The sequence below is a fragment of the Kitasatospora sp. NPDC004614 genome (assembly GCF_042873675.1).
In the GTDB taxonomy this organism is placed as follows: Bacteria; Actinomycetota; Actinomycetes; order Streptomycetales; family Streptomycetaceae; genus Kitasatospora.
Genome location: NZ_JBIALR010000002.1, coordinates 256,171 through 277,364, shown reverse-complemented (window position 1 = coordinate 277,364; position 21,194 = coordinate 256,171). Strand labels below are relative to the sequence as shown.

At 72.9% G+C, this 21,194-nt stretch carries 19 protein-coding genes and 2 tRNA genes; 9 read left to right on the top strand and 12 right to left on the bottom strand.

The window, feature by feature from the left end; translation table 11 throughout:
- Positions 1 to 9: 9 nt before the first annotated feature.
- The 4 genes from ACFYST_RS06715 to purS all read right to left on the bottom strand — a co-directional run bounded on the left by ACFYST_RS06715 (position 10) and on the right by purS (position 4,122).
- Entirely contained in the window at positions 10 to 822 is an 813-nt protein-coding gene (locus tag ACFYST_RS06715) for a sterol carrier family protein (RefSeq protein ID WP_387860484.1), read from the bottom strand.
- A gap of 74 nt (positions 823 to 896) precedes the next feature.
- The gene (gene purL / locus ACFYST_RS06710) at positions 897 to 3,152 is read right to left on the bottom strand and encodes a phosphoribosylformylglycinamidine synthase subunit PurL (protein WP_387639680.1); all 2,256 of its coding nucleotides are present in this window, start codon (positions 3,150 to 3,152) and stop codon (positions 897 to 899) included.
- Positions 3,152 to 3,829, bottom strand: coding sequence for a phosphoribosylformylglycinamidine synthase subunit PurQ (gene purQ / locus ACFYST_RS06705; protein ID WP_387639683.1), 678 nt, complete (start codon positions 3,827 to 3,829; stop codon positions 3,152 to 3,154). The genes purL and purQ overlap by 1 nt, the downstream gene beginning before the upstream one ends.
- Positions 3,826 to 4,122 carry a phosphoribosylformylglycinamidine synthase subunit PurS gene (gene purS / locus ACFYST_RS06700; protein ID WP_387639685.1) on the bottom strand — a complete coding sequence of 99 codons (297 nt, stop codon included), beginning with the start codon at positions 4,120 to 4,122 and terminating at the stop codon, positions 3,826 to 3,828. Before purS ends, purQ begins: the two co-directional genes overlap by 4 nt.
- A gap of 416 nt (positions 4,123 to 4,538) precedes the next feature.
- Here purS and ACFYST_RS06695 point away from each other — a divergent pair, with 416 nt between their 5' ends.
- The 7 genes from ACFYST_RS06695 (at position 4,539) to ACFYST_RS06665 (ending at position 9,070) form a co-directional block, all read left to right on the top strand.
- The gene (locus tag ACFYST_RS06695) at positions 4,539 to 4,856 is read left to right on the top strand and encodes an Lsr2 family protein (protein WP_073807183.1); all 318 of its coding nucleotides are present in this window, start codon (positions 4,539 to 4,541) and stop codon (positions 4,854 to 4,856) included.
- 152 nt (positions 4,857 to 5,008) lie between these two features.
- Positions 5,009 to 5,081: transfer RNA gene (locus ACFYST_RS06690), tRNA-Gly, on the top strand.
- A 38-nt stretch (positions 5,082 to 5,119) separates the two neighbouring features.
- Positions 5,120 to 5,195, top strand: a tRNA-Gly gene (locus ACFYST_RS06685).
- Positions 5,196 to 5,380: 185 nt separating this feature from the next.
- The gene (locus ACFYST_RS06680) at positions 5,381 to 6,358 is read left to right on the top strand and encodes an ABC transporter ATP-binding protein (protein ID WP_387639688.1); all 978 of its coding nucleotides are present in this window, start codon (positions 5,381 to 5,383) and stop codon (positions 6,356 to 6,358) included.
- The gene (locus tag ACFYST_RS06675) at positions 6,355 to 7,158 is read left to right on the top strand and encodes an ABC transporter permease (protein ID WP_387639691.1); all 804 of its coding nucleotides are present in this window, start codon (positions 6,355 to 6,357) and stop codon (positions 7,156 to 7,158) included. The genes ACFYST_RS06680 and ACFYST_RS06675 overlap by 4 nt, the downstream gene beginning before the upstream one ends.
- A 59-nt stretch (positions 7,159 to 7,217) precedes the next feature.
- A complete protein-coding gene (locus ACFYST_RS06670) occupies positions 7,218 to 8,459 on the top strand; it encodes a sensor histidine kinase (protein WP_387860481.1) in 1,242 nt (413 codons plus the stop codon).
- Positions 8,456 to 9,070 carry a response regulator gene (locus ACFYST_RS06665; protein ID WP_387639696.1) on the top strand — a complete coding sequence of 205 codons (615 nt, stop codon included), beginning with the start codon at positions 8,456 to 8,458 and terminating at the stop codon, positions 9,068 to 9,070. Before ACFYST_RS06670 ends, ACFYST_RS06665 begins: the two co-directional genes overlap by 4 nt.
- A gap of 27 nt (positions 9,071 to 9,097) precedes the next feature.
- Here ACFYST_RS06665 and ACFYST_RS06660 read toward each other — a convergent pair whose 3' ends face one another.
- From ACFYST_RS06660 to purD, 4 genes are all read right to left on the bottom strand, one after another.
- Positions 9,098 to 9,997, bottom strand: a complete 900-nt coding sequence (locus tag ACFYST_RS06660) for a phosphoribosylaminoimidazolesuccinocarboxamide synthase (protein WP_387639698.1) — start codon at positions 9,995 to 9,997, stop codon at positions 9,098 to 9,100.
- A 93-nt stretch (positions 9,998 to 10,090) separates the two neighbouring features.
- Positions 10,091 to 11,635 (bottom strand): N,N-dimethylformamidase beta subunit family domain-containing protein, encoded by a 1,545-nt coding sequence (locus ACFYST_RS06655; protein WP_387860479.1) that lies wholly within the window; start codon positions 11,633 to 11,635, stop codon positions 10,091 to 10,093.
- A 151-nt stretch (positions 11,636 to 11,786) separates the two neighbouring features.
- Entirely contained in the window at positions 11,787 to 13,277 is a 1,491-nt protein-coding gene (locus ACFYST_RS06650; RefSeq protein ID WP_387639703.1) for a hypothetical protein, read from the bottom strand.
- Between the two features lie 431 nt (positions 13,278 to 13,708).
- Positions 13,709 to 14,953 carry a phosphoribosylamine--glycine ligase gene (gene purD, locus ACFYST_RS06645; protein WP_387860477.1) on the bottom strand — a complete coding sequence of 415 codons (1,245 nt, stop codon included), beginning with the start codon at positions 14,951 to 14,953 and terminating at the stop codon, positions 13,709 to 13,711.
- Positions 14,954 to 15,382: 429 nt separating this feature from the next.
- Here purD and ACFYST_RS06640 point away from each other — a divergent pair, with 429 nt between their 5' ends.
- A complete protein-coding gene (locus ACFYST_RS06640) occupies positions 15,383 to 16,168 on the top strand; it encodes an SLATT domain-containing protein (RefSeq protein WP_387639709.1) in 786 nt (261 codons plus the stop codon).
- 126 nt (positions 16,169 to 16,294) lie between these two features.
- Here ACFYST_RS06640 and ACFYST_RS06635 read toward each other — a convergent pair whose 3' ends face one another.
- From ACFYST_RS06635 to ACFYST_RS06625, 3 genes are all read right to left on the bottom strand, one after another.
- The gene (locus tag ACFYST_RS06635; protein WP_387639712.1) at positions 16,295 to 16,945 is read right to left on the bottom strand and encodes a hypothetical protein; all 651 of its coding nucleotides are present in this window, start codon (positions 16,943 to 16,945) and stop codon (positions 16,295 to 16,297) included.
- 43 nt (positions 16,946 to 16,988) lie between these two features.
- The gene (locus ACFYST_RS06630; protein WP_387860474.1) at positions 16,989 to 17,885 is read right to left on the bottom strand and encodes a GntR family transcriptional regulator; all 897 of its coding nucleotides are present in this window, start codon (positions 17,883 to 17,885) and stop codon (positions 16,989 to 16,991) included.
- Positions 17,886 to 18,003: 118 nt separating this feature from the next.
- Entirely contained in the window at positions 18,004 to 18,801 is a 798-nt protein-coding gene (locus ACFYST_RS06625; RefSeq protein WP_387860471.1) for a carbon-nitrogen family hydrolase, read from the bottom strand.
- Positions 18,802 to 18,960: 159 nt separating this feature from the next.
- Between ACFYST_RS06625 and ACFYST_RS06620 the strand changes: the two genes are divergently transcribed.
- Entirely contained in the window at positions 18,961 to 19,788 is an 828-nt protein-coding gene (locus ACFYST_RS06620) for a maleylpyruvate isomerase family mycothiol-dependent enzyme (RefSeq protein ID WP_387639720.1), read from the top strand.
- A gap of 31 nt (positions 19,789 to 19,819) precedes the next feature.
- On the opposite strand, the gene ACFYST_RS06615 is transcribed toward ACFYST_RS06620, so the two are convergent.
- Positions 19,820 to 21,163 carry an MFS transporter gene (locus ACFYST_RS06615; RefSeq protein WP_387639723.1) on the bottom strand — a complete coding sequence of 448 codons (1,344 nt, stop codon included), beginning with the start codon at positions 21,161 to 21,163 and terminating at the stop codon, positions 19,820 to 19,822.
- Positions 21,164 to 21,194 lie beyond the last annotated feature (31 nt).

Genomic DNA, 21,194 nt, shown 5'->3' with positions numbered 1-21,194 from the left:
CCGGCAGCCTCAGCCGAGCACCGGCAGGTAGCCGGACAGGTCGCTGCGCTCGCCGCTCGCGGTGAGGGTGGCGTCCAGGGCGTCGGGCCAGGCGAGGCGGCCGGTGGCGAGGCGGATCCAGCTGAGCGGGTCGGTCTCGACGACGTTCGGCGGGGTGCCGCGGGTGTGCCGGGGGCCCTCGACGGCCTGCACCACGGCGTGCGGGGGGATCCGCAATTCGACGGCGCCGCCCGGCACTTGGGCGGCGAAGGCGTCGGCGAGCAGCCGGGTGGCGGAGGCCAGCGCGAAGCGGTCGTGCGGGAAGGCGTCGATGCCCAGCGCGTCCGCCAGGTCGTCCGCGTGCACCACCGTCTCCACCAGGCGGGTGACCAGGAAGTCGGCCAGCAGCATCGGGCCGAAGCGCATCAGGATCACCCGGCCGGGGTCGCGGCCCTCGTCGCTGTCCAGGGTCTTCCACAACTCGCCGAACTGCCGGTCGAGTTCGCCGGACACCTGGGCGGCGTCCCCGGCGAACTGCTCGGCCACCAGCTCCACCGCCGTCGAGTTGATCGCGGCGGCCGCCGTGCGGGTCTTCGAGGCCCAGTACAGCGGCGTGATCGGGGCCTGCGGCGGCAGCGGGTCGTGCAGGTGCAGCGGCACCCAGCTGGCCACCATGCCGAGGTGGGCGACGAGTTCACGCACCCGCCAGCCGTCCAGCCGGGTCGGCAGGGCGAGCTGCCCGTCGTCCAGCGCGCGGACGGCGGCGGCGATCGCGTCGAGCTGCCCGGTGAGCGCGGCGCGCACCTTCACCGGGTCGTAGGTTCGGGGCTTCGCAGTGGGCATGCCCGCAGCGTACAAAAAGGCGGGCGGCCGGTCCGGAGAACTCCGAACCGACCGCCCGTCGAAACAACGCCGCGTCAGGCGAGCAGCGCCTCGATGACGCCGGTGTGGGCGTCGCGCAGCTCGGCCAGCGTGACGGTGAACTGACCCTGGACCTCCAGGGCGTCGCCGTCGACCACGCCGATGCGGGCGGCGGGCAGGCCGCGGGCGCCGCACATGTCGTTGAACCGGAGCTCCTCGCTGCGCGGGACGGCCACCACGGCGCGTCCGGCGGACTCGGAGAACAGGAACACGAACGGGTCGATGCCCTCGGGCACGACCACCCGGGCGCCGTTGCCGCCCTTGAGGCAGCTCTCCACCAGGGCCTGCGCGAGGCCGCCGTCGGAGAGGTCGTGGGCGGCGTCGATCATGCCGTCGCGGGAGGCGGCGATCAGGATGTCGCCCAGCAGGCGCTCGCGCTCCAGGTCCACCTTGGGCGGCAGGCCGCCGAGGTGGTTGTGCACGACCTGCGACCAGGCGGAGCCGCCCAGCTCGTCGGCGGTGTCGCCGAGCAGGTAGAGCAGCTGGCCCTCTTCGGCGAAGCCGACCGGGGTGCGCCGGGTGACGTCGTCGATGACGCCGAGCACCGCGACCACGGGGGTCGGGTGGATGGCGACGTCGCCGGTCTGGTTGTACAGCGAGACGTTGCCGCCGGTGACCGGGGTACCGAGCACCAGGCAGGCGTCGGCCAGGCCGCGGGTGGCCTCGGCGAACTGCCACATCACGTCCGGGTCCTCGGGGGAGCCGAAGTTGAGGCAGTCGGAGATCGCGAGCGGCTTGGCGCCACCGGCCGCGACGTTGCGGTACGCCTCGGCCAGGGCCAGCTGGGCGCCGGTGTACGGGTCCAGCTTGGTGTAGCGGCCGTTGCCGTCGGTGGCGACCGAGACGCCGAGGTTGGTCTCCTCGTCGATCCGGATCATGCCGGAGTCCTCGGGGCTGGCGAGCACCGTGTTGCCCAGCACGTAACGGTCGTACTGGTTGGTGATCCACGCCTTGGAGGCCTGGTTCGGCGAACCCGCGACCTTCAGCAGCGCGTCCTTCAGCTCGGCGCCGTTCGCCGGGCGGGCGAGCCGCTCGGCGGTCGGGGCGTCGGCCTGCAGGGCGTCCTGCCAGGACGGGCGGGCGTACGGGCGCTGGTAGGTCGGACCCTCGTGGGCGACGGTGCGCGGCGGCACGTCGACCACCAGTTCGCCGTGCCAGAAGATCTCCAGGCGCTCGCCGTCGGTCACCTCACCGATGACGGTGGCGATGACGTCCCACTTCTCGCAGATCTCCAGGAAGCGGTCGACCTTGCCGGGCTCGACGATGGCGCACATGCGCTCCTGCGACTCGCTCATGAGGATTTCCTCCGGCGAGAGCGTGTGGTCGCGCAGCGGCACGGTGTCCAGCTCGATCCGCATGCCGCCGGTGCCGGCCGAGGCCAGCTCCGAGGTGGCGCAGGACAGGCCGGCGCCGCCGAGGTCCTGGATGCCCGCGACGAGGTCTTCCTTGAAGATCTCCAGGGTGCACTCGATGAGGAGCTTCTCCTGGAACGGGTCGCCGACCTGGACGGCGGGGCGCTTGGCCGGGCCGGTCGCGTCGAAGGTCTCCGAGGCGAGCACCGAGACGCCGCCGATGCCGTCGCCGCCGGTGCGGGCTCCGTACAGGATGACCTTGTTGCCGGGGCCGGAGGCCTTCGCGAGGTGGATGTCCTCGTGCTTCATCACGCCGACGCAGAGCGCGTTGACCAGCGGGTTGCCCTGGTAGCAGGAGTCGAAGACGACCTCGCCGCCGATGTTCGGCAGGCCCAGGCAGTTGCCGTAGCCACCGATGCCCGCGACGATCCCGGGCAGCACGCGCCGGGTGTCCGGGTGGTCGGCCGCACCGAAGCGCAGCGGGTCCATCACGGCGACCGGGCGGGCGCCCATCGCCAGGATGTCGCGCACGATGCCGCCGATGCCGGTGGCCGCGCCCTGGTAGGGCTCGATGTACGACGGGTGGTTGTGCGACTCGACCTTGAAGGTGACCGCGTAGCCCTGGCCGACGTCGACCACACCGGCGTTCTCGCCGATGCCGACGAGCATCGCGTCGTTCTCCGGGGCCTTCTCGCCGAACTGCTTGAGGTGGATCTTGGAGCTCTTGTACGAGCAGTGCTCCGACCACATCACCGAGTACATGGCCAGCTCGGCGCCGGTCGGACGGCGGCCCAGGATCTCGCGGATCCGGGCGTACTCGTCCTCCTTGAGGCCGAGTTCCGCCCAGGGCTGGCCCGCGTCCGGGGTCTGCTCGGCGTTCTTGACGGTATCGAGACTCATCAGGCGTTCACCAGCTGCTTCAGTACGGAAGTGAAGAAGCCCAGGCCCTCGGTGGTCGGACCGGTGAGCGGCTCCACGGCGTGCTCCGGGTGCGGCATCAGGCCGACGACATTGCCGGCGGCGTTGGTGATGCCGGCGATGTCGCGGTACGAACCGTTCGGGTTCACATCCAGGTACCGGGCCACGATGCGGCCCTCCGCCTCGAGTTCGTCCAGGACGTGCTCGTCGGCGACGAACCGGCCTTCGCCGTTCTTCAGCGGAACGACGATTTCCTGGCCGGCCGAGTAATCCCGGGTCCAGGCGGTGTCGGCGTTCTCGATGCGGAGCTTCTGGTCGCGGCAGATGAAGTGCAGCGAGTCGTTCCGGGTGAGCGCGCCGGGCAGCAGGTGCGATTCGCACAGCACCTGGAAGCCGTTGCAGATACCGAGGACCGGCATTCCGAGCTTCGCCTGCTCGATGATGGTGTCCATCACCGGGGAGAAGCGGGAGATGGCACCGCAGCGCAGATAGTCGCCGTAAGAGAATCCGCCCGGCAGGACGACGGCGTCGACCTGGTGGAGATCCTTGTCGCGGTGCCAGAGGGCGACCGGCTCGGCGCCGGCCAGGCGGACCGCGCGCTGGGCATCGCGGTCGTCGAGGGAGCCGGGGAAAGTGACAACGCCAACGCGGGTGGTCACTTGGCGTCTCCGACGACGGAGGAGGAGGGGACCATTGTCGCGGTCTCCTCGACGCGGACGGTGAAGTCCTCGATCACGGTGTTGGCGAGGAAGGTCTCGGCAGCTTCACGGATGCGGGCGAGCGCGGCGTCATCGACCGGCCCTTCCAGCTCCAGTTCGAAACGCTTGCCCTGGCGAACGTCGGCGATCCCGGCGAATCCGAGACGCGGCAGTGCACGCTGCACCGCCTGTCCCTGCGGGTCGAGGATCTCCGGCTTGAGCATGACGTCGACTACGACGCGTGCCACTGGCACTCCCGGTGGTGATTGCGTGAAGGCGGGGGACCTTCAGCCTACCTGGGCCGGAAGGCGTTCTTGCGGCCTACCTGCGGCAACGCGCGTAGACCCATGCCCCTTACGAGCCAAGGCCTCCAAGCCTCTCCCCCGGGCACCCGGATCCCCGGCGGCACCCGATTTCGTCGGTTTAATCCCGTCTGTAACGGGGCTGTATCGGCATCCGAGGGAACCCCGTGAATATCCAGAAAAAAGGAATCCCGAACTCTTCGATTTCCACCCGTTCCGGGTGCAGAATAGGGCGACCGGCAGCCGAACGCGCCGCATCTCGGCGTGGGCTCCCCCTGCCCGCCGACGGATGCCGTGATCCCGGCCCAACGGACCGGCGGGGCATCCGAGACCTCCGCCGGCCGAATTGCCCGAGAGGATTGACACCCATGGCTCAGCGTGTAGTCGTCACGCTCTCCGACGACCTGGACGGCGGCGCCGCCGCGGAAACCGTCCACTTCGGCGTGGACGGGAAGTCATACGAGATCGACCTGTCCGCCGACAACGCGGAAAAGCTTCGGGAGGCTCTCGCCCCGTTCGTCGCCGCCGGACGCCGGCAGAGCCGCAGCGGAAAGTCCTTCCGTCGTACCGCGCTCACCCCCGACCCGGCCGCGGTCCGCGCCTGGGCGCAGTCGAACGGCATGGAGCTGCCCGCCCGCGGCCGCATCCCGAAGCACGTGTACGAGGCGTTCTCCGAGAACAACTGACCCTCGCCGGCGGCCCGTTGCGGGCCGCCGGCCCCTTCCCCGGCCGCCCCGCCGGGGAAAGGTGGGGCAAGCAGGTCGATTGATGTTGTAGAGTTCTTCTCGTCGCCGCAACCGGGGAAGCCCGAGCGGGGCGGCCGGTGCCCAGGCACCGTGCGGACGTGGCTCAGTTGGTAGAGCATCACCTTGCCAAGGTGAGGGTCGCGAGTTCGAATCTCGTCGTCCGCTCGCAGCTAGCGTTACAGGCTGTAACAATTCAATATCATGCGGACGTGGCTCAGTTGGTAGAGCATCACCTTGCCAAGGTGAGGGTCGCGAGTTCGAATCTCGTCGTCCGCTCCAGTTCCGAAGGCCCCCTCGACCGAGGGGGCCTTCGGCGTTTCCAGCCCCGACCGGCACCCCGACGGCAGGACGCCCGACGACAGCCGCACCCGATGACATTTGTCATCGCCGACCCGTGGAACTCCACCGGCACCCGGTGACGGCCCGCACTACTGGACGGCCCGGCCCGGCGGAAGGCTGGAGCCATGACCGACACCAGCCGTCCCCGCCCCGCCGTCGAGGCCCGCGGCCTGCACCGCCGCTACGGACCGTCCGGCGCCGCCGGGTTCGAGGCCGTCCGCGGCCTGGACCTCAGCGTCGCCCGCGGCGAACTCTTCGCGCTGCTCGGGACCAACGGCGCCGGCAAGACCTCCACCATGGAGGTGCTGGAGGGCCTGGCCGCGCCGAGCGCCGGCGAGGTCCGGGTGCTCGGCCTGGACCCGGCCCGGGAACGGCCCGCGCTCCGGCCGAGGATCGGCATCATGCTGCAGGAGGGCGGCTTCCCCGGCGAACTGACCGTCGCCGAGACCGGCACCTGCTGGGCCGGAATGACCAGCGACGCCCGCACCGTGGACGAGGCGCTCGACCTGGTCGGCCTGCTGCCCCGGCGCTCGGTGCGGGTCAAGCAGCTGTCCGGCGGCGAACGCCGCCGCCTCGACCTGGCGATGGCCCTGCTCGGCAGGCCCGAGGTGCTGTTCCTGGACGAGCCCTCCACCGGCCTCGACCCGGAGGCCCGCGCCTCGGTCTGGCGGCTGATCCGCGAACTGCGCGAAGCCGGCACCACCGTCCTGCTCACCACGCACTACCTGGAAGAGGCCGAGGAACTCGCCGACCGGCTGGCGATCATGCACGGCGGCCGGGTGGTGGCCGGCGGCACCGTCGCCGAGGTGCTGGCCGACCACCCCGCCCGAATCGGCTTCGAACTGCCCGAACGCACCGGCCCGCACGCCGCACTCGCCCTGCCGTCCCTGCCCGGCGCCGACCTGCGGATCGACGGCCGCCGGATCACCCTGCGCACCACCGACCTCCAGGGCACCCTGACCGAGCTGCTCGGCTGGGCCGCCCACCACCAGGTCGTACTGGACCGGCTGGACGCCCGCAGCGCCTCGCTGGAAGAGGCCTTCCTCGCCATCGCCGCGTCCGACGCGGCCACCGCCCCGCCGCAGATCGGACGTGCCGCATGACCGCCGCGACCACCCCCGCCGGACGCCTGCTCGCCCTCGGCCGCGCCGAGGCCACCCTGCTGCGCCGCAACCGCACCGCGATGTTCATGGCCCTGGCGCTGCCGCTGATCCTGGTCACCACGCTCCGCGGGATGCTCGACCGCCTCTCCGAGCACTCCCCCGGCCTGGACGTGAACGGCAACCTGGTGGCCGGATCAATGGGGATCGTGCTGATGATCGTCATCTACTGCAACCTGACCTCCGCCTACACCGCCCGGCGCAGCGAACTGGTGCTGAAGCGGCTGCGCACCGGCGAGGGCACCGACGCCGAGATCCTGCTCGGCACCGCCGCCCCGTCGATCGCGCTGGCGCTCACCCAGTGCCTGCTGCTGGGCGTCGGCGGCGCACTGCTGCTCGGCCTGCCCGCCCCGGTGAACCCGGTGCTGATGCTGGCCGGACTGGCCCTGTCGGCGGCCCTGCTGACCGCACTGGCCGCGCTGTCCAGCGCCTTCACCAAGACCGTGGAGACCGCCGGCATCACCACCCTGCCGCTGCTGCTGGTGGCGCAGCTCGGCTCCGGCCTGATGGTCCCGCTGGAGTCGATGCCGGACTCGATGGCGAACATCTGCCGACTGCTGCCGACCACCCCGGCGCTGGAGCTGCTGCGGATCGGCTGGTTCGGCACCGACGGCTCCGGCCCGGCGGAGGGCTTCGCGGGCACGTGGTCGCAGGGCGCGCTGCCGCTGCTGCTGGCCGTGGTGTGGACGGCTGCGGCCGCCTGGGCGGCCCGGCGCTGGTTCCGCTGGGAACCGCGCCGCTGAGCGGCCGCGGGCGGGCTGGCAGGATGCTGGGGAGTCGTCAGGAAGCGGGGTACCCAGCGGTGAACAGGCCGAGGCCGATCGGGCGGTGGCGGTCCCTGTCGAAGCCGCAGCGCACCGAGTTGTACGTGCGCTGGTCGCTGTACCTGGTGTCGGTGATGCAGGTGCTGGCCGCGCTCCTCGTGGTCGGGTCGGTGAGCGCCCGGCAGGAGGTGCCGACCGGCCAGCTCCTGCTGGCGGTGCCGGGCGTGCTGCTGGCGGCGGCGCTGAACGTGGTGCTGTTCCGCACCGGGCTGAACGCCTACCTGGGCCGCCGCCCGCACCCGTACGGCTGGGTGACGCTGACCGGGGCGGTGGCGGTCGGAATGTCACTGGCGATGATGCTGCCCACCGCATCGATGACCGGCGACGACGCGATGGTGCCGGCCGCGATCGCGCCGATGACGGTGACGTTCTGGCTCGGCGCCTGCGTGCTCGCCCTGTCGGTGCGCGAGGCGCTGCTGACCGCGGCCGTCTCGCTGACGCTGCTCGCGGCGCCGCTGCTGCTGGCCGGCGCCCACCCGGCCGCGGTGGTCGGCCTGCTGGTGGGCTGCCTGGTCGGCGCCGCGATGGCCGGCGCCACCGCCCGCTGCTCGTCCTGGACGGCGAAGGTGGTGTGGGAACTGGACGGGGCCCGGGAGGCCCAGGCCCGGCTCGCCGTCGCCGAGGAGCGGCTGCGGTTCTCCCGTGACCTGCACGACGTGCTGGGCCGCAACCTCGCCACCATCGCGCTGAAGAGCGAACTGGCGGTGCAGCTGGCCCGCCGCGGGCGCCCGGAGGCGGTGGACCAGATGACCGAGGTGCAGCGGATCGCGCAGGACTCGCAGCGCGAGGTCCGCGAGGTGGTGCGCGGCTACCGCACCGTCGAACTGCACACCGAACTGATCGGCGCGGCCTCGGTGCTGCGCGCCGCGAACGTCGACTGCCGGACCGAACTGGCGGGCACGGACGCGCTGCCTTCCGAGGCGCAGTCGGTGCTCGGCTGGGTGGTGCGGGAGGCCGCGACCAACGTGCTGCGGCACTCCGAGGCCGCCAACTGCTCGTTCCGGCTGCGGGTCTCGGGCGGCCTCGCGGTGCTGGAGGTGGAGAACGACGGGGTGCCCGCCGTCCCGCCGTCCCGCACCGACGGCGCGGGCAGCGGCCTGCGCGGTCTGCGCGAACGCCTGGCCGCCCACGGCGGCACCCTGACGGCTGCCGGACCCGGCCCCGGACGGTTCCGGGTGACCGCCGAACTACCGATGAAGGCAAGGGAGTCCGTGGCGTGAGCGACCGGGTGCGAGTACTGCTCGCCGACGACGAGCATCTGATCCGGGGAGCGCTGGCCGCACTGCTCGCGCTGGAGGACGACCTGGCGGTGGTCGCCGAGGCGGCGTCCGGCCCGGAGGCGCTGGCGATGGCCGCCGCACACCGCCCGGACGTGGCGGTGCTGGACCTGCAGATGCCGGGCCTGGACGGCCTGGAGGTGGCCGCGGAACTGCGGCACCGACTGCCGGACTGCCGGGTGATGATCGTGACCGGGCACGGCCGCCCCGGCTACCTGAAGCGGGCCCTGGAGGTCGGGGTGCGCGGCTTCCTGCCGAAGACCGTCTCCGCCTCCGACCTGGCGGGCATCATCCGCACCGTCCGGGCGGGCGGCCGCTACGTGGACCCGGAACTGGCCGCGGAGGCGATCAGCGCGGGCGACTCCCCGCTGACGCCGCGCGAGACGGACGTGCTGGAACTGGCCGCCGACGGCTCCTCGATAGCCGAGATCGCCGACCGGGCCTCGCTGTCGCAGGGCACGGTGCGCAACTACCTGTCCTCGGCGGCGGGCAAGCTGGGCGCGGAGAACCGGCACGCGGCGGTGCGGATCGCCCGCGAGCACGGCTGGCTGTGACGGCGCGTCACAGCCAGCCCTGGGGATCTACTTCCAGTCGAGACCGGTGAGCTTCTCGTACGCGTCGATGTAGCGCTGCCGGGTGTGCTCGACGATCTCGGCGGGCAGCGCCGGCGGCGGGTTGTCGCTCTTGCGGTCCCAGCCGGAGGCGGGCGAGGTCAGCCAGTCGCGGATGATCTGCTTGTCGAAGGACGGCTGGTCGCGGCCCGGCTGCCACTCGTCGGCCGGCCAGTAGCGGGACGAGTCCGGGGTCAGCACCTCGTCGCCGATGACCAGTTCGCCGTCCAGCAGGCCGAACTCGAACTTGGTGTCGGCGAGGATCAGGCCCCGGTCACGGGCGATCTCCCGGGCCCGCGAGTAGACGGCCAGAGTGGTCTGCCGCAGGGTGGCGGCCAGGTCGGCACCGACCCGGTGGGCGGTCTCCTCGTAGGAGACGTTCTCGTCGTGCTCGCCGACCTCGGCCTTCAGCGCCGGGGTGTAGATCGGGGCGGGCAGCTCCGAGCCGTTGTCCAGGCCCTCGGGCAGCGCGATGCCGCACACCGTGCGGGACACCCGGTACTCCTCCAGGCCGGAGCCCGCCAGGTAGCCGCGGGCCACGCACTCGACCGGCGCCATCTCCAGGCTGCGGCAGATCAGGGTGCGGCCAGCCCAGTCGGCGGGGGCGCCCTCGGGCAGCTCGGTGGAGATCACGTGGTTGGGCACCAGGTCGGCGATCCGCTCGAACCACCACAGCGAGAGCTGGGTGAGGATCCGGCCCTTGTCGGGGATCTCGTTGGGCAGCACCCAGTCGTAGGCGGAGGTGCGGTCGCTGGCCACCATCACCAGGTTGCCGTTCCCGTCCCGGTACAGGTCGCGCACCTTGCCGGTGTGCAGGTGGACCAGGCCGGGCACCTGGACCGGCTCGGGCTTGGTGACGAATCCGCTCACGGTCGTAAAGTCCTCACAGCTGGGGGGCTCTGCTGCGGGGAGTCTTTCATGCGCACGAGGCAGGGGGCGGGTGCGGCCCCGCTCAGCACCAGGTCAGGGACGGGTGCGGCCCTCCTTGCAGAGCCGGTCGAGCAGGTTGGCGGTGGCCTTCTGGATCCGTTCGTCGATGTGCCCGGGCCGGTCCAGCGCGGGCGACCAGGCGAACGTCCCGGACGCGAAGACGTACGCGCCGCTGGGCGCCCGGTACAGCGAGGTCTCCTGGTGGGTGAGCCGGCCGGCGGCGTCCCGGTACGGGGAGTGCGCCAGCAGGGTGCGTTCGGTGCAGGCGGGCAGCGCGACCTTCGGGTAGTAGCGGTCGGCCTCCCCCGCGACCAGGCCGGGCAGCTCCTCGCCCTCCTCCAGGCCGGTGCCCTCCCACAGCCAGTGCGAGGTGTTCCGGGCCACCAGCGGCACCGGCGTGGGCACGCTGCCCGCGTACTGGATGCCCAGCAGGTGCTGCTCGGGCTCCCCCGCGTCGCGCCAGAGCGCGCTCGCCGAACCCGCCGGGCCGGCCGCGGGGTGGTCGGCACCGACCTTCTGCCGCTTGCGGCAGTTCAGCAGCCGGGACGGCTCGCCGTTCGGGCCGGCCGTCAGCTCGACCCGCCAGTACAGCGAATTGGCGGACAGGAACACCAGCGAGGTGCCGCCGTCCCGGGCCCGCTCGACGGCCCGCCGCATCGGCTCCGACCAGTACTCGTCGTGCCCGGGGAACACCATCGCCTTGTACCGCTCGGCGTTGACCAGCCCGGCGTGCAGGTCGGTGGCGGTGGCGTAGCCCAGGTCGTAGCCGTACCGCTCGGCCCAGCGGATGAAGTCGTACGCGTGCCCGACGTGCAGCGGCAGCCCGGCCCCGGCGTGCGGCCGGTCGAAGGAGACGGTGACCGCCGCCTCCTCCTCGCGCACCAGCCGCCCCGCCGCGTCCCACGCGTGGTAGAGGCTGGCCCCGAGGTGCCCGTCCTCCGGGAACAGGTTGTACGCCTGCCAGGTCACGTCCGGCAGCACCAGCAGCAGCTCCGCCGCGTTGAAGTCCCGGACGGTGAACGGGATGTGGCTGCGGTGCCCGCCGTCGGCGGTGGTCAGCACCGCGACGTACGCGCCGGGCCGCCAGTCCTGCGGGACCTGCAACCGCCAGGACTGCCACCAGTGGTGGCAGGAGACGGTGCGGTCGGCGACCATCGGGGCGGGCTGGACGAGACCGGCGATCAGCGGGCTGGAGGACACCTGGCGGGCGCCGTCACCGCCGTCGTGGCCGATCCGGTAGACGTCGACCTGGAACTCCTGCGGCGGGTGGACCGTCACCCGGAGATCCACCGAACCGCCCGGCCGGACCACGCCCGAGGACGCGAACCCCTTGATCTGCTGCCGCACGTCGTCGGAGTTGCTCGGACCGCTCACCGCGGGCCGCGGCGGCCGGGCCGCGCCTTCCAGCGGCTGCTGCCCCGGGGCGTCCACGCTGACGTACCAGGGCACCGCGCCCTCGCCGTCCGCCAGGTAGTGGTCGGGGCTGCGCAGCCACGGCAGCGGGCCCTGGCCGAACGGATCGGACACCCCGTGCGCCAGCGTGCCGGACTCCCACCGGCGGTTGGATTCCGTTCCCACACGCCCTCCCCACCCTTGCGCATCCGCCGAGGGTGGCAATTGCCATGCGGATGTGCGTGCGGACCAGCACACCACAGGTTGCTGGCGCAGTGTCACCCCACCGTAGCAATTTGTATCGGCGAAACCGGGTTTTCCGGGATCTTTCGGAAATTCATCCGGAAAGCCGCACCGGTCGCTCCAGTCGCACCCCGGCCCGCTCCAGCCAGGACCGCAGCGGGCCGTCCTGCCCGGCCTCCGCGGCGGCCGTCACCGCCGGGGACAGAGCGGCTCTCGGTGCCGCGCGGGACAGCAGGACCGGGCCGTCCAGCCAGTCCAGGCCCGGGCTCGCGGTGCCCGCGTCCACCGCGGCGCAGCAGACGGTGGCGGTGAGGTGCTCGACCAGCAGGTCGCGTCCGCTGCGCACGGGAGGCAAGGGGGGCGCGACCTCGGCGGCGCGCGCCACCCTTCCCGCCAGTGCGGCCGCCAGGGTCTCGGACTCCCCGGCCGCCAGCCGGGCGAGCAGTTTGTCCAGCGCGGGGCCGGTGTGCGGGTGGTCGTCGCCGAGGGCGCTCTGCAGGGCTGCGGCGCTCTCCCGCCAGCCGTGGTCGACCACCTGCTCCGGGTAGTCCTCCCAGTCCAGCGGCTGCCAGCCGCCGGGCGGCTCCTCGTGCAGCAGTTCGGCGGCCAGCCGGGACACCCGGGTGTCCACCAGGCCGGGCTCCTCCAGCAGGTCGCAGGCGGGGCGGTCGCCGAGCCGGCTCCCATAGCCGTCGGCGAGCCGGTCGCGGCGGGAGAGCTCGGTGAGCGCGGCGACCACGCCGGCGTTCAGGTGCGAGGGGTGCCGGCCGAGCCGCCAGGCGGGCAGCGCGACCCGGGTGAGCAGCCGGTCCCAGCCCGCGTAGGCCAGGCCGACCTGCTCCTGGGCGGCGATCCGCAGCCCGTAGTCGACGGCCTTGGCCTGCTCGGAGGCCCAGGCGGCGACGGCGTGCTCCAGCTCGGCGGAGTGCTCGCGGCAGGCGCCCAGCAGGTGCCGGTCGACCCGGCCGACCAGCGCGGCGGGGCCGCGGTGCCGGTCGCCGAGCGCGGCGTCCAGGGTGCGCAGCCAGCGGCGGGCGGCGGCGATGTCCGGATCGGCGGCGGCCGCGGTGCCGGCCACCACGGGGGCCAGCAGGGCGCGCAGCTCGCCGGCCCGCATCCACCACAGGAACGGGGAGCCGATCACCAGCACCGGCGCGCCGGGCGCGGCCCGCCGGCCGGGCCGGTGCGGCTCCTCCAGCCAGCTGTCGCAGTCGGGGGTGAGCGCGATCGCGCCGGGCGCCGGAACGTCCAGCCGGTCGGCGAGCTCCTCGATCAGCCGGTAGAGCTCCGGCGCGTCCGCCCTGGTCAGCGGCACGGCGGGGGTGACCGGGGGGACGGCCCGGCGGTGCGCGCGGGCCACCATGGCGGCCAGCAGCAGCGTCAGCGCGGCGACCGCGCAGACCGCCCAGCGGATGCCGTCCCACAGGGGCGCGTCCGGCGACCCGGGGGCGCCTATCCGTCCGGTGAACCGCCCGGCCAGCAGCACCACCGCGCAGGCGGCGGGCAGCGCGGCGGCGGCCACGGCCCGTCCGCGCAGACGCAGGACGGCCCGGGCTCGTGCGCGTGCGGTGTCCACTGCAGCCATCGCCGCGGCACCCCCTTCGCAGCCGACTCGACTCGATCAATTCCGGTACGGGAAGCGGCGGGTGCCGAACCCGGTGGTACGACTCGCGTGGCGCTTTCCTGCCAGTCTCGACGCCCCGGTACGGGCGGGTGTTCCGGAACTTCCGGGAGACCACCCGTCCTGGTGACACCGCGGCGGGACCCGCCACCGCTCCCAGCATCCCCCGGGCGCGTCATGGCGACGAGCCGCGCCCGCGCCGGCGCCCCCGCCCCTGCACGATGCAGCGCACCCTACGGCGCTCGCTCCGGCCCCGTCAGCGGGATGACCAACAGATCACCCGAAGGACTGCTTTTTCGGCGTGCGGCCCGCTCCGCCCCGATCCCGGGAAACGCCGCGGGGCGCTACGTCCGGACGGGTCGGTCCGGGCGCAGCGCCCCGCGGGTACTCCCTACTTACTGCGCGGCCTCGGCCGCGATGTCGGTGCGGTGCTGGGCGCCCTTGAAGGAGATCTTCGCCAGGCCCGCGTACGCCTTGGCCCGGGCCTCGGCGAGGTCCGCGCCGGTGGCGGTGACGGACAGCACCCGGCCGCCCGCGGTGAGCACCTCGCCGTCCGGGCCGCTCTTGGTACCGGCGTGCAGCACGAACGCGGTGCCGTCGGCCTCCGCCTCGTCCAGGCCCTCGATCGGGTCACCGGTGCGCGGGTTCGCCGGGTAGCCCTCGGACGCCAGCACCACGGTGACCGCGGCGTCCTCGTCCCAGCGCAGCGGCTCCAGCCCGGCCAGCGTGCCGTTGGCGGCGGCGAGCAGCACACCGGCCAGCGGGGTGCGCAGCCGGGCCAGCACGACCTGGGTCTCCGGGTCGCCGAAGCGGGCGTTGAACTCGATCACCCGGGTGCCGCGCGAGGTCAGCGCCAGGCCCGCGTACAGCAGACCGGAGAACGGGGTGCCGCGGCGGCGCAGTTCGTCGACGGTCGGCTGGAGAACCGTCTCCAGCACCTCCTCGACCAGGCCCTCGGGGGCCCACGGCAGCGGGGTGTAGGCGCCCATGCCACCGGTGTTGGGACCCTGGTCGCCGTCCAGCGCGCGCTTGAAGTCCTGCGCGGGCACCAGCGGCAGCACCGTGGTGCCGTCGGTGATCGCGAACAGCGACACCTCCGGGCCGTCCAGGTACTCCTCGATCACCACGCGGTCGCAGCCCTTGGCGTGCTCCAGCGCGGCGGCGCGGTCCTCGGTGACCACGACGCCCTTGCCGGCCGCCAGGCCGTCGTCCTTCACCACGTACGGGGCGCCGAACGCGTCCAGCGCCTCGGCGGCCTCCTGCTCGGTGGTGCACACGTAGGACCGCGCGGTCGGGACGCCGGCCCCGGCCATCACGTCCTTCGCGAAGGCCTTGGAGCCTTCCAGCTGCGCGGCCTCGGCACTCGGGCCGAACACCGGGATGCCGGCCGCCCGCAGCGGGTCGGCGACACCGGCCACCAGCGGAGCCTCCGGGCCGACCACCACCAGGTCGGCGCCCAGCTCACGGGCCAGCGCGGTGACCGCGGCGCCGTCCAGCTGGTCGACCGGGTGCAGGGTGGCCACCCGCGCGATCCCGGCGTTGCCCGGGGCACAGTGCAGCTCGGTGACGGCGGGATCTTGGGACAGGGAGCGGCACAGGGCGTGTTCGCGGGCGCCGCCGCCGATGACGAGGACCTTCACGAGTCGAGAGCCTAGTCGGTGGCCGGTTCCGCACCGTCGGCGGCACCGTCCGCGGCCCCGAATCCGGTGTGCCCGCCCACCAAAAGCAGCTGGCCTGTTCGAACAACCGCGCAGTCACACCGACCGCCCCCGTTCACCTCGCTCGGACGGGTGAAATCCGGCCGGGCAGCACAACCCTCCGACCTCGGCTTCCGGAGGTGAAATCACATAACGATCACTGCGGAAGCGCCCACACGGTCAGCCATTTGGCGGTAAGAAGTGCTGTTGGACAAGAACCCGGCCGCAGACCGGGCACGGCACCATGGGCGGCTCCGCCGAACTCGAGGTCCGCGCCGAAAACCCGATGTCCACGCCACTTCGATATTCCGAACCGTCAGTCCCGGTACCCGCCGGGCCTCCGCAGTCACCCCGCCACAGGGAGCGCCACAGGTGAGCCAGCCGGAAATGCAGCCCGAGGAGAGTCCTTGGGGCAAAGAGGTCGCCGACGACGACCAGAGCGCCCCCGGCTCCGGCGGACGGATCCCCACCCGCCGCCGCACCGACCTGAGCGCCCGTCAATTCCCGCTCGGCGACTGGGGCGAACCGGCCGAACGCCTCGAAGAGCTCTACCGCTGGTCGGAAGAACGCGCCGTCGAGGCCATCGAGTGGTACCGCCGCGACCGGGTCTGGAAGCGCCGCTGGGCCAGGCTGCTCCGCAAGGCCGCCGGCCTGTTCACCGTCGCCGGCGTCACCGCCCCGATCGTCTCCCTCACCGGCGTCCTCCCGCACGCCCTCGAATGGGGCTACGTCGGCCTCGCGCTCGCCGCCGCCTCGCTGGCTGCCGACCGCGCGTTCGGACTCACCTCCGGCTGGATGCGCGACGTCTCCACCTCGCAGGCACTCCAACGCCGCCTGGAAGCCTTCCAGTTCGACTGGGCCTCGGAATGCGTCCGGGAAGTCCTCGGCCCCACCGAAGGCACCGCCGGCGAGGCCGCCGAACGCTGCCTCGGCGTGCTGCGGCGCTTCTGCGAGGACGTCTCCGAGATGGTCCGCACCGAGACCTCCGAGTGGATGCTCGAATTCCGCGCCGGCATGACCCAGCTGCCCACCCAGACCCCGGGCAGCTGGGGCGGCCGCAACGAGGTTGGCACCGGCGCACAGGTCCGCGTGCTGCCGCCGCCGGGCACCAGGCCCACCATGCCGCGACAGCGTCCCCCGGAGGGACCCCTGCGCTGACCTTCGCGACAAGCGCGGGCCGATCCGCAAGGTCGCACGCACGTGCAAGTCATTGTCCTGCGGCGCGATCTTGCGGTCGGGTGCGTTCCCCTTCGCGCAGTTCCTCGCGCCCCTGGTGGCTCCCTCTCAGGCGAAGACGATCATCGAGGACTGGGAGACGCTGCGGGCCGCCGCCGAGTACAGGCCGGCCCAGGCGTGGCGCTCCCTTGCGAAGGGGTGCTGGAAGTCGTCGATCGGGGGGCCGAAGGGCTGTTCCAGTTGGGTGGGGCCCAGGGGGCGGGTCGGGGCCGGGGGGTTGAGCGGGTCGATGCCCAGCAGGGGGGCGACGGCCTGGAGTTCGCGGAGCAGGCCGTACGAGGAGCCCAACGGGCCGCCTGCGGCGAGGAGTTCGTCGGCGACCAGCGGGACGGCGAAGTCCACCGGGACGTATGCCCCGGCGTGGTCGAAGTGCCAGACCAGGTGCGACTGTTCGGCGGTGGCCTCGAACATCTCCAGGAGCTGTTCGTAGTCGCTGCCGAGTGCGTCCACCGGCGCCACCTCGAAGCCGGTGAGCCCCAGCAGGTAGGCGCGGCGCAGGAAGTGGAGCGAGTCGTAGTCGAACGCGGCTATCGTCTCGACGTCTCCGGAGAAGCCCGGTACGTAGGGGTTGACCGGGACGGGCGGCAGCCCGTGCTGGGCCAGCACTCCGTTGTAGCGGTCGAGGTCGTCCCGGAAGGGGTTTTCGGGGCTGTACGTGAGCACGTCCACGAGCGGGACGAGCCAGAGGTCGCAGGCCATGGGCCGGCTCATCCTCTCGGTGGCGGGGCAATGGGCCCCAACCCTACCGGCCCGTGGCGGGCTCGCCGCGCCCCGGGCGGAAGGACCGGGTGAACCGGCCGGGCGGGACGACCCGGGGCAGTGGGACCCGGCCCAATACGACGGCGCCGTGGGGCGGTTGGGGGGCGTCCTCGCCCTTCTCGGGGGCGGCTGACGGCGCGTCGGCCGGGGCCGGTTCGCGCAGCAGTCGCATGACGGAGACACCGTCGAGGGTCCGGTCGAGCAGCCTGGCGAGCAGTTCGATGGTGAACAGGTTGTAGTGGTTGACGAGCCGTCGGGCGCCGTCGTGGTCGCGGTCCTCGATCCGGTCGACGAGGTCGCCGTGCCGGTCCCAGCAGACGCCGGCCAGTTCGCCGGCGGCGCGCAGGTGGGGAGCGGCGAACATCCAGGACTGGACGCGCAGCCAGCCGAGGTAGTCGGCGATCCGCTCGTTGCACAGGATGGCTGCGGCCTCCTGCCAGAACCGCAGGTCGCAGCCGACCAGGACGTCGAGGTGGCCGGCCCGGGCGGCGCGGGTGGCGGCGTCGGCGCGGCGGCGCAGCGAGACGGTCCGGGTCCAGTCGTAGGGGTGTTCCCGGTTGCCGAGGTGGCGCAGCGCGTTGTCGGTGAGCAGCGCCCGGGCTTCGAAGATCTCCAGGTAGTCGTCCCAGTCGAACTCGGGGACGGTGAAGCCGCGGTGGGGTTCGCTGACCAGCATTCCCTGGGCGGAGAGGTCGACCAGGGCTTCCCGGGCGGGGGTGGCGGAGACGCCGTAGATTTCGGCGATCTCCTTGACGGTGAAGCTGCGGCCGGCGGGCAGCCGGCCGCACATCATCTCGTCGCGCAGGGCGTCGGCGATCTGTTCGCGGAGACTGTTGCGCCGGATCAGGGCGCGGCCGCTCCCGGCTCCCGCAGCGTTCATCGCCGCTCCCCCCTATCCGGGCCGTGCCGATCGCGGCCGGGCCCAGCTCCCCAAAACGGGCACAGATTACCCCGGAATGGTCAATCCGGACCAAGGTACGGCGATGTGCGGCGAAATGTCAGCGTTGTACGGGTGCCGGGATTCCGAGCAGCCGGTCCCGGTGGACGGGGAACTCGGCGCGGCTCCTGGCGACTTCGGCGGGGTCGAATTCGACGGTGAGCACCTGCTCGTCCGGTCCGGCCTCGGCGAGCACCCGGCCCCACGGGTCGACGACCAGGCTGCGGCCGGCCTGTTCGACGCCGCCGTGGGTGCCGGCGGTGTTGCAGGCCAGCACGTAGGCCTGTTCCTCGACGGCGCGGGCGCGGGCCAGCAGGTTCCAGTGCTCGGCACGCCGGGCGGGCCAGGCGGCGGGGATCACCAGCAGTTCGGCGTCGGCGTCCAGCAGCGCCCGGAACAGTTCGGGGAAGCGCAGGTCGTAGCAGGTGGCCAGGCCCAGGGTGGCGAAGCCGGCGTCCGCGGTGACGATCTCCTGGCCGGCGCCCATCACGACGGCCTCGCCGGCGTCGAAGCCGAAGCGGTGGATCTTGCGGTAGGTGCGGACCAGTTCGCCGTCGGGGGCGAACAGCAGCGAGGTGTTGTAGATCGGCCCGTCGGGGTCGCGTTCGACGATCGAGCCTGCGTGCAGCCAGCAGCCGACCGCCCGGGCGGCGGCGGACATCGTCTCGGCGGTGGGCCCGTCGAGCGGTTCGGCGCCGTCCGACCAGGCGTCGTAGGCGAAGCCGCCGACCGGCCACAATTCGGGCAGCACGACCAGGTCGGCGCCGTCCTGGGCGCGGATCAGCGCCGCGGCCCTGGCCCGCCGCTCGGCGGCCGGCTCGGCGTCCGAGACCGCGAGTTGGATCAATGAAGCGCGCACAGTACCACCGTCCACGACAAGAGTCCTACGATCGTCACCCGAAAGCGCTGCCCTGCTCTCACCCGGCAGCGTAACGTGCCGTATGCGCGTCCGTGCGGAGGTCTCGGCAGCCCGGGCGACGTGGGACGACGCAAGCCGACGGAGGGGCCGGAGATACCAGTGACGGACAACCAGACCGTGCAGGCGTACACCGATGCGTGGACGCAGTCGATCGAGTCCATATCCGAGCTGCTCGCCCCGTTGCCGACCGACGCGTGGAACCGGGCCACCGAGTGCCCGGGCTGGTCGGTGCGCGACGTGGTGTCGCACATCATCGGCGTCGAGTCGGAGATGCTCGGCGACCCGCGGCCGATCCACGCGCTGCCGCGCGACCTGCCGCACGTCCGCAACGATTTCACCCGCTACATGGAGCTGCCGGTCGACAAGCGCCGCTGCTGGACCGCCGTGGAGATCACCAGCGAGCTGGAGTACACGGTGATCCGCCGCTCCCGGGCGCTGCGCAACTCCCGCCACGGCGCGGAGGACCTGGTGCGCTGGCCGGCCGGCCCGCTGGCCCGGGAGCTCCCGTACGCGACGGTGCTGCGGCTGCGCGCCTTCGACGTCTGGGTGCACGAGCAGGACCTGCGCCGGGCGCTGCAGGAGCCCGGCAACCTGGACTCCCCGGCGGCCCTGGTGACGCGCGACCTGCTGATCGACTCGCTGCCGAAGCAGGTGGCCAAGGAGGCGGGCGCGCCGATCGGCAGCACCGTGGTGTTCGACGTGGCGGGCGCGATGCCGTTCCAGCGCACCGTACGGGTCGGTGCGCACGGCCGGGGCACCGTGGACGAGTCGGTGGAGCCGGCCCCGGACGTGCGGCTGGCGATGGACTGGCAGACCTTCGTCCGGCTGTGCTGCGGCCGGGTCCGCGCGGAGACCGCGCTGGTGAACGTGATCGGCGACCAGGAGCTGGGCATGCGGGTGCTCGCCCATCTGACGAGCACCCCCTGACCCGTACGACCCTGCCGGGCGGACAGGCCCCTCAGGCTGCGGCCAGCTTGCGCCGCAGCCGCAGGATCATCGCCGTCCCGAGCAGCAGCGGCACCAGCTGGAAGCAGAACGCCAGCTGGTAGGCGTGCGCGCCGTAGCTGTCGCTGCCCGGGTCGGCCAGCGCGTCCAGCAGGACGCCGATGCCCAGCAGGGTGATCATCGAGCCGATGAAGCCGCCCATGTTGGCGATGCCGGACGCGGTGCCCATCCGCTCCGGCGGGTTGTGCGCGCGGGCGTAGTCGAGGCCGATCAGCGAGGCCGGGCCGTTGCTGCCCATCACCAGCACCAGCACCACCAGCAGCCAGAGCGGCGGGTGGCCGTGCGGCCAGGCGAGGGTGACGGTCCAGCAGAGCGCGGTGGCGCCCAGCACCGTGAAGGTGACGGGCAGCCGCAGCGCGGCCGAGCGGGAGAGCAGCCGGCCGAACAGCAGGCCGAACGCCATGCTGCTGAGCACCAGCAGGCTGAGCAGGCCGCCCGCGCCGGCCCGGGACATGCCCTGGCCCTCGACCAGGTAGGGCAGCCCCCACAGCAGGCCGAACGCGTTCGCCGGGAACGCCGTGGTGAAGTGCACCCACAGGCCGAGCCGGGTGCCGGGCTCGGACCAGGCGGCCCGGATCAGCCGCCCGACCGGCAGCCGGCCGCCCTCCCGCGGCACCGGGGCGGGCACCCCGGGCGGAGCCTCCCGCAGCAGGGCCAGCACGGCGACGAAGACCAGCACGCCGGTCACCGCGATGGCGCCGAAGGTGGTGCGCCAGCCGGCCGTGTGCAGGGCCTGCGCGAGCACCACGGTGGTGAACAGGTTGCCGCCCATGCCGGCCAGGCCGGTGAGCTGGGCGACGAACGGGTTGCGGGCGGCCGGGAACCAGCGGATGGCGAGCCGCAGCACGCTGATGAAGGTCATCGCGTCGCCGCAGCCGATCACCGCGCGGGAGGCCAGCGCGGGCCCGAACGCGGTGGAGAACGCGAACGCCAACTGGCCGGCGCTCATCAGCGCCACGCCCAGCAGCAGCACCCGGCGCGGGCCGATCCGGTCGACCAGCAGGCCGACCGGGATCTGCATCCCGGCGTACACCAGGACCTGAAGGATCGAGAAGGTGGACAGGACGGAGGCGCCGATGCCGAACCGGGCGGCGGCGTCCAGGCCGGCCACGCCGAGGCTGGTGCGGTGCACCACGGCGAGGACGTAGACGCTGACGCCGACCGACCAGGCGAACCAGGCGGCGCGGCCGCCGGGCGGGTGCGGGAACGCGGACCGGGGGGCCGCTCGGGGGTCGGTGGCGGGACGGGGAGCGGGTACGGACAGGGACGGTGCGGTGGGGGCGGGGTCCACGCTCATAGTGGAACCAGGCTAGTCATCCCATCACCTG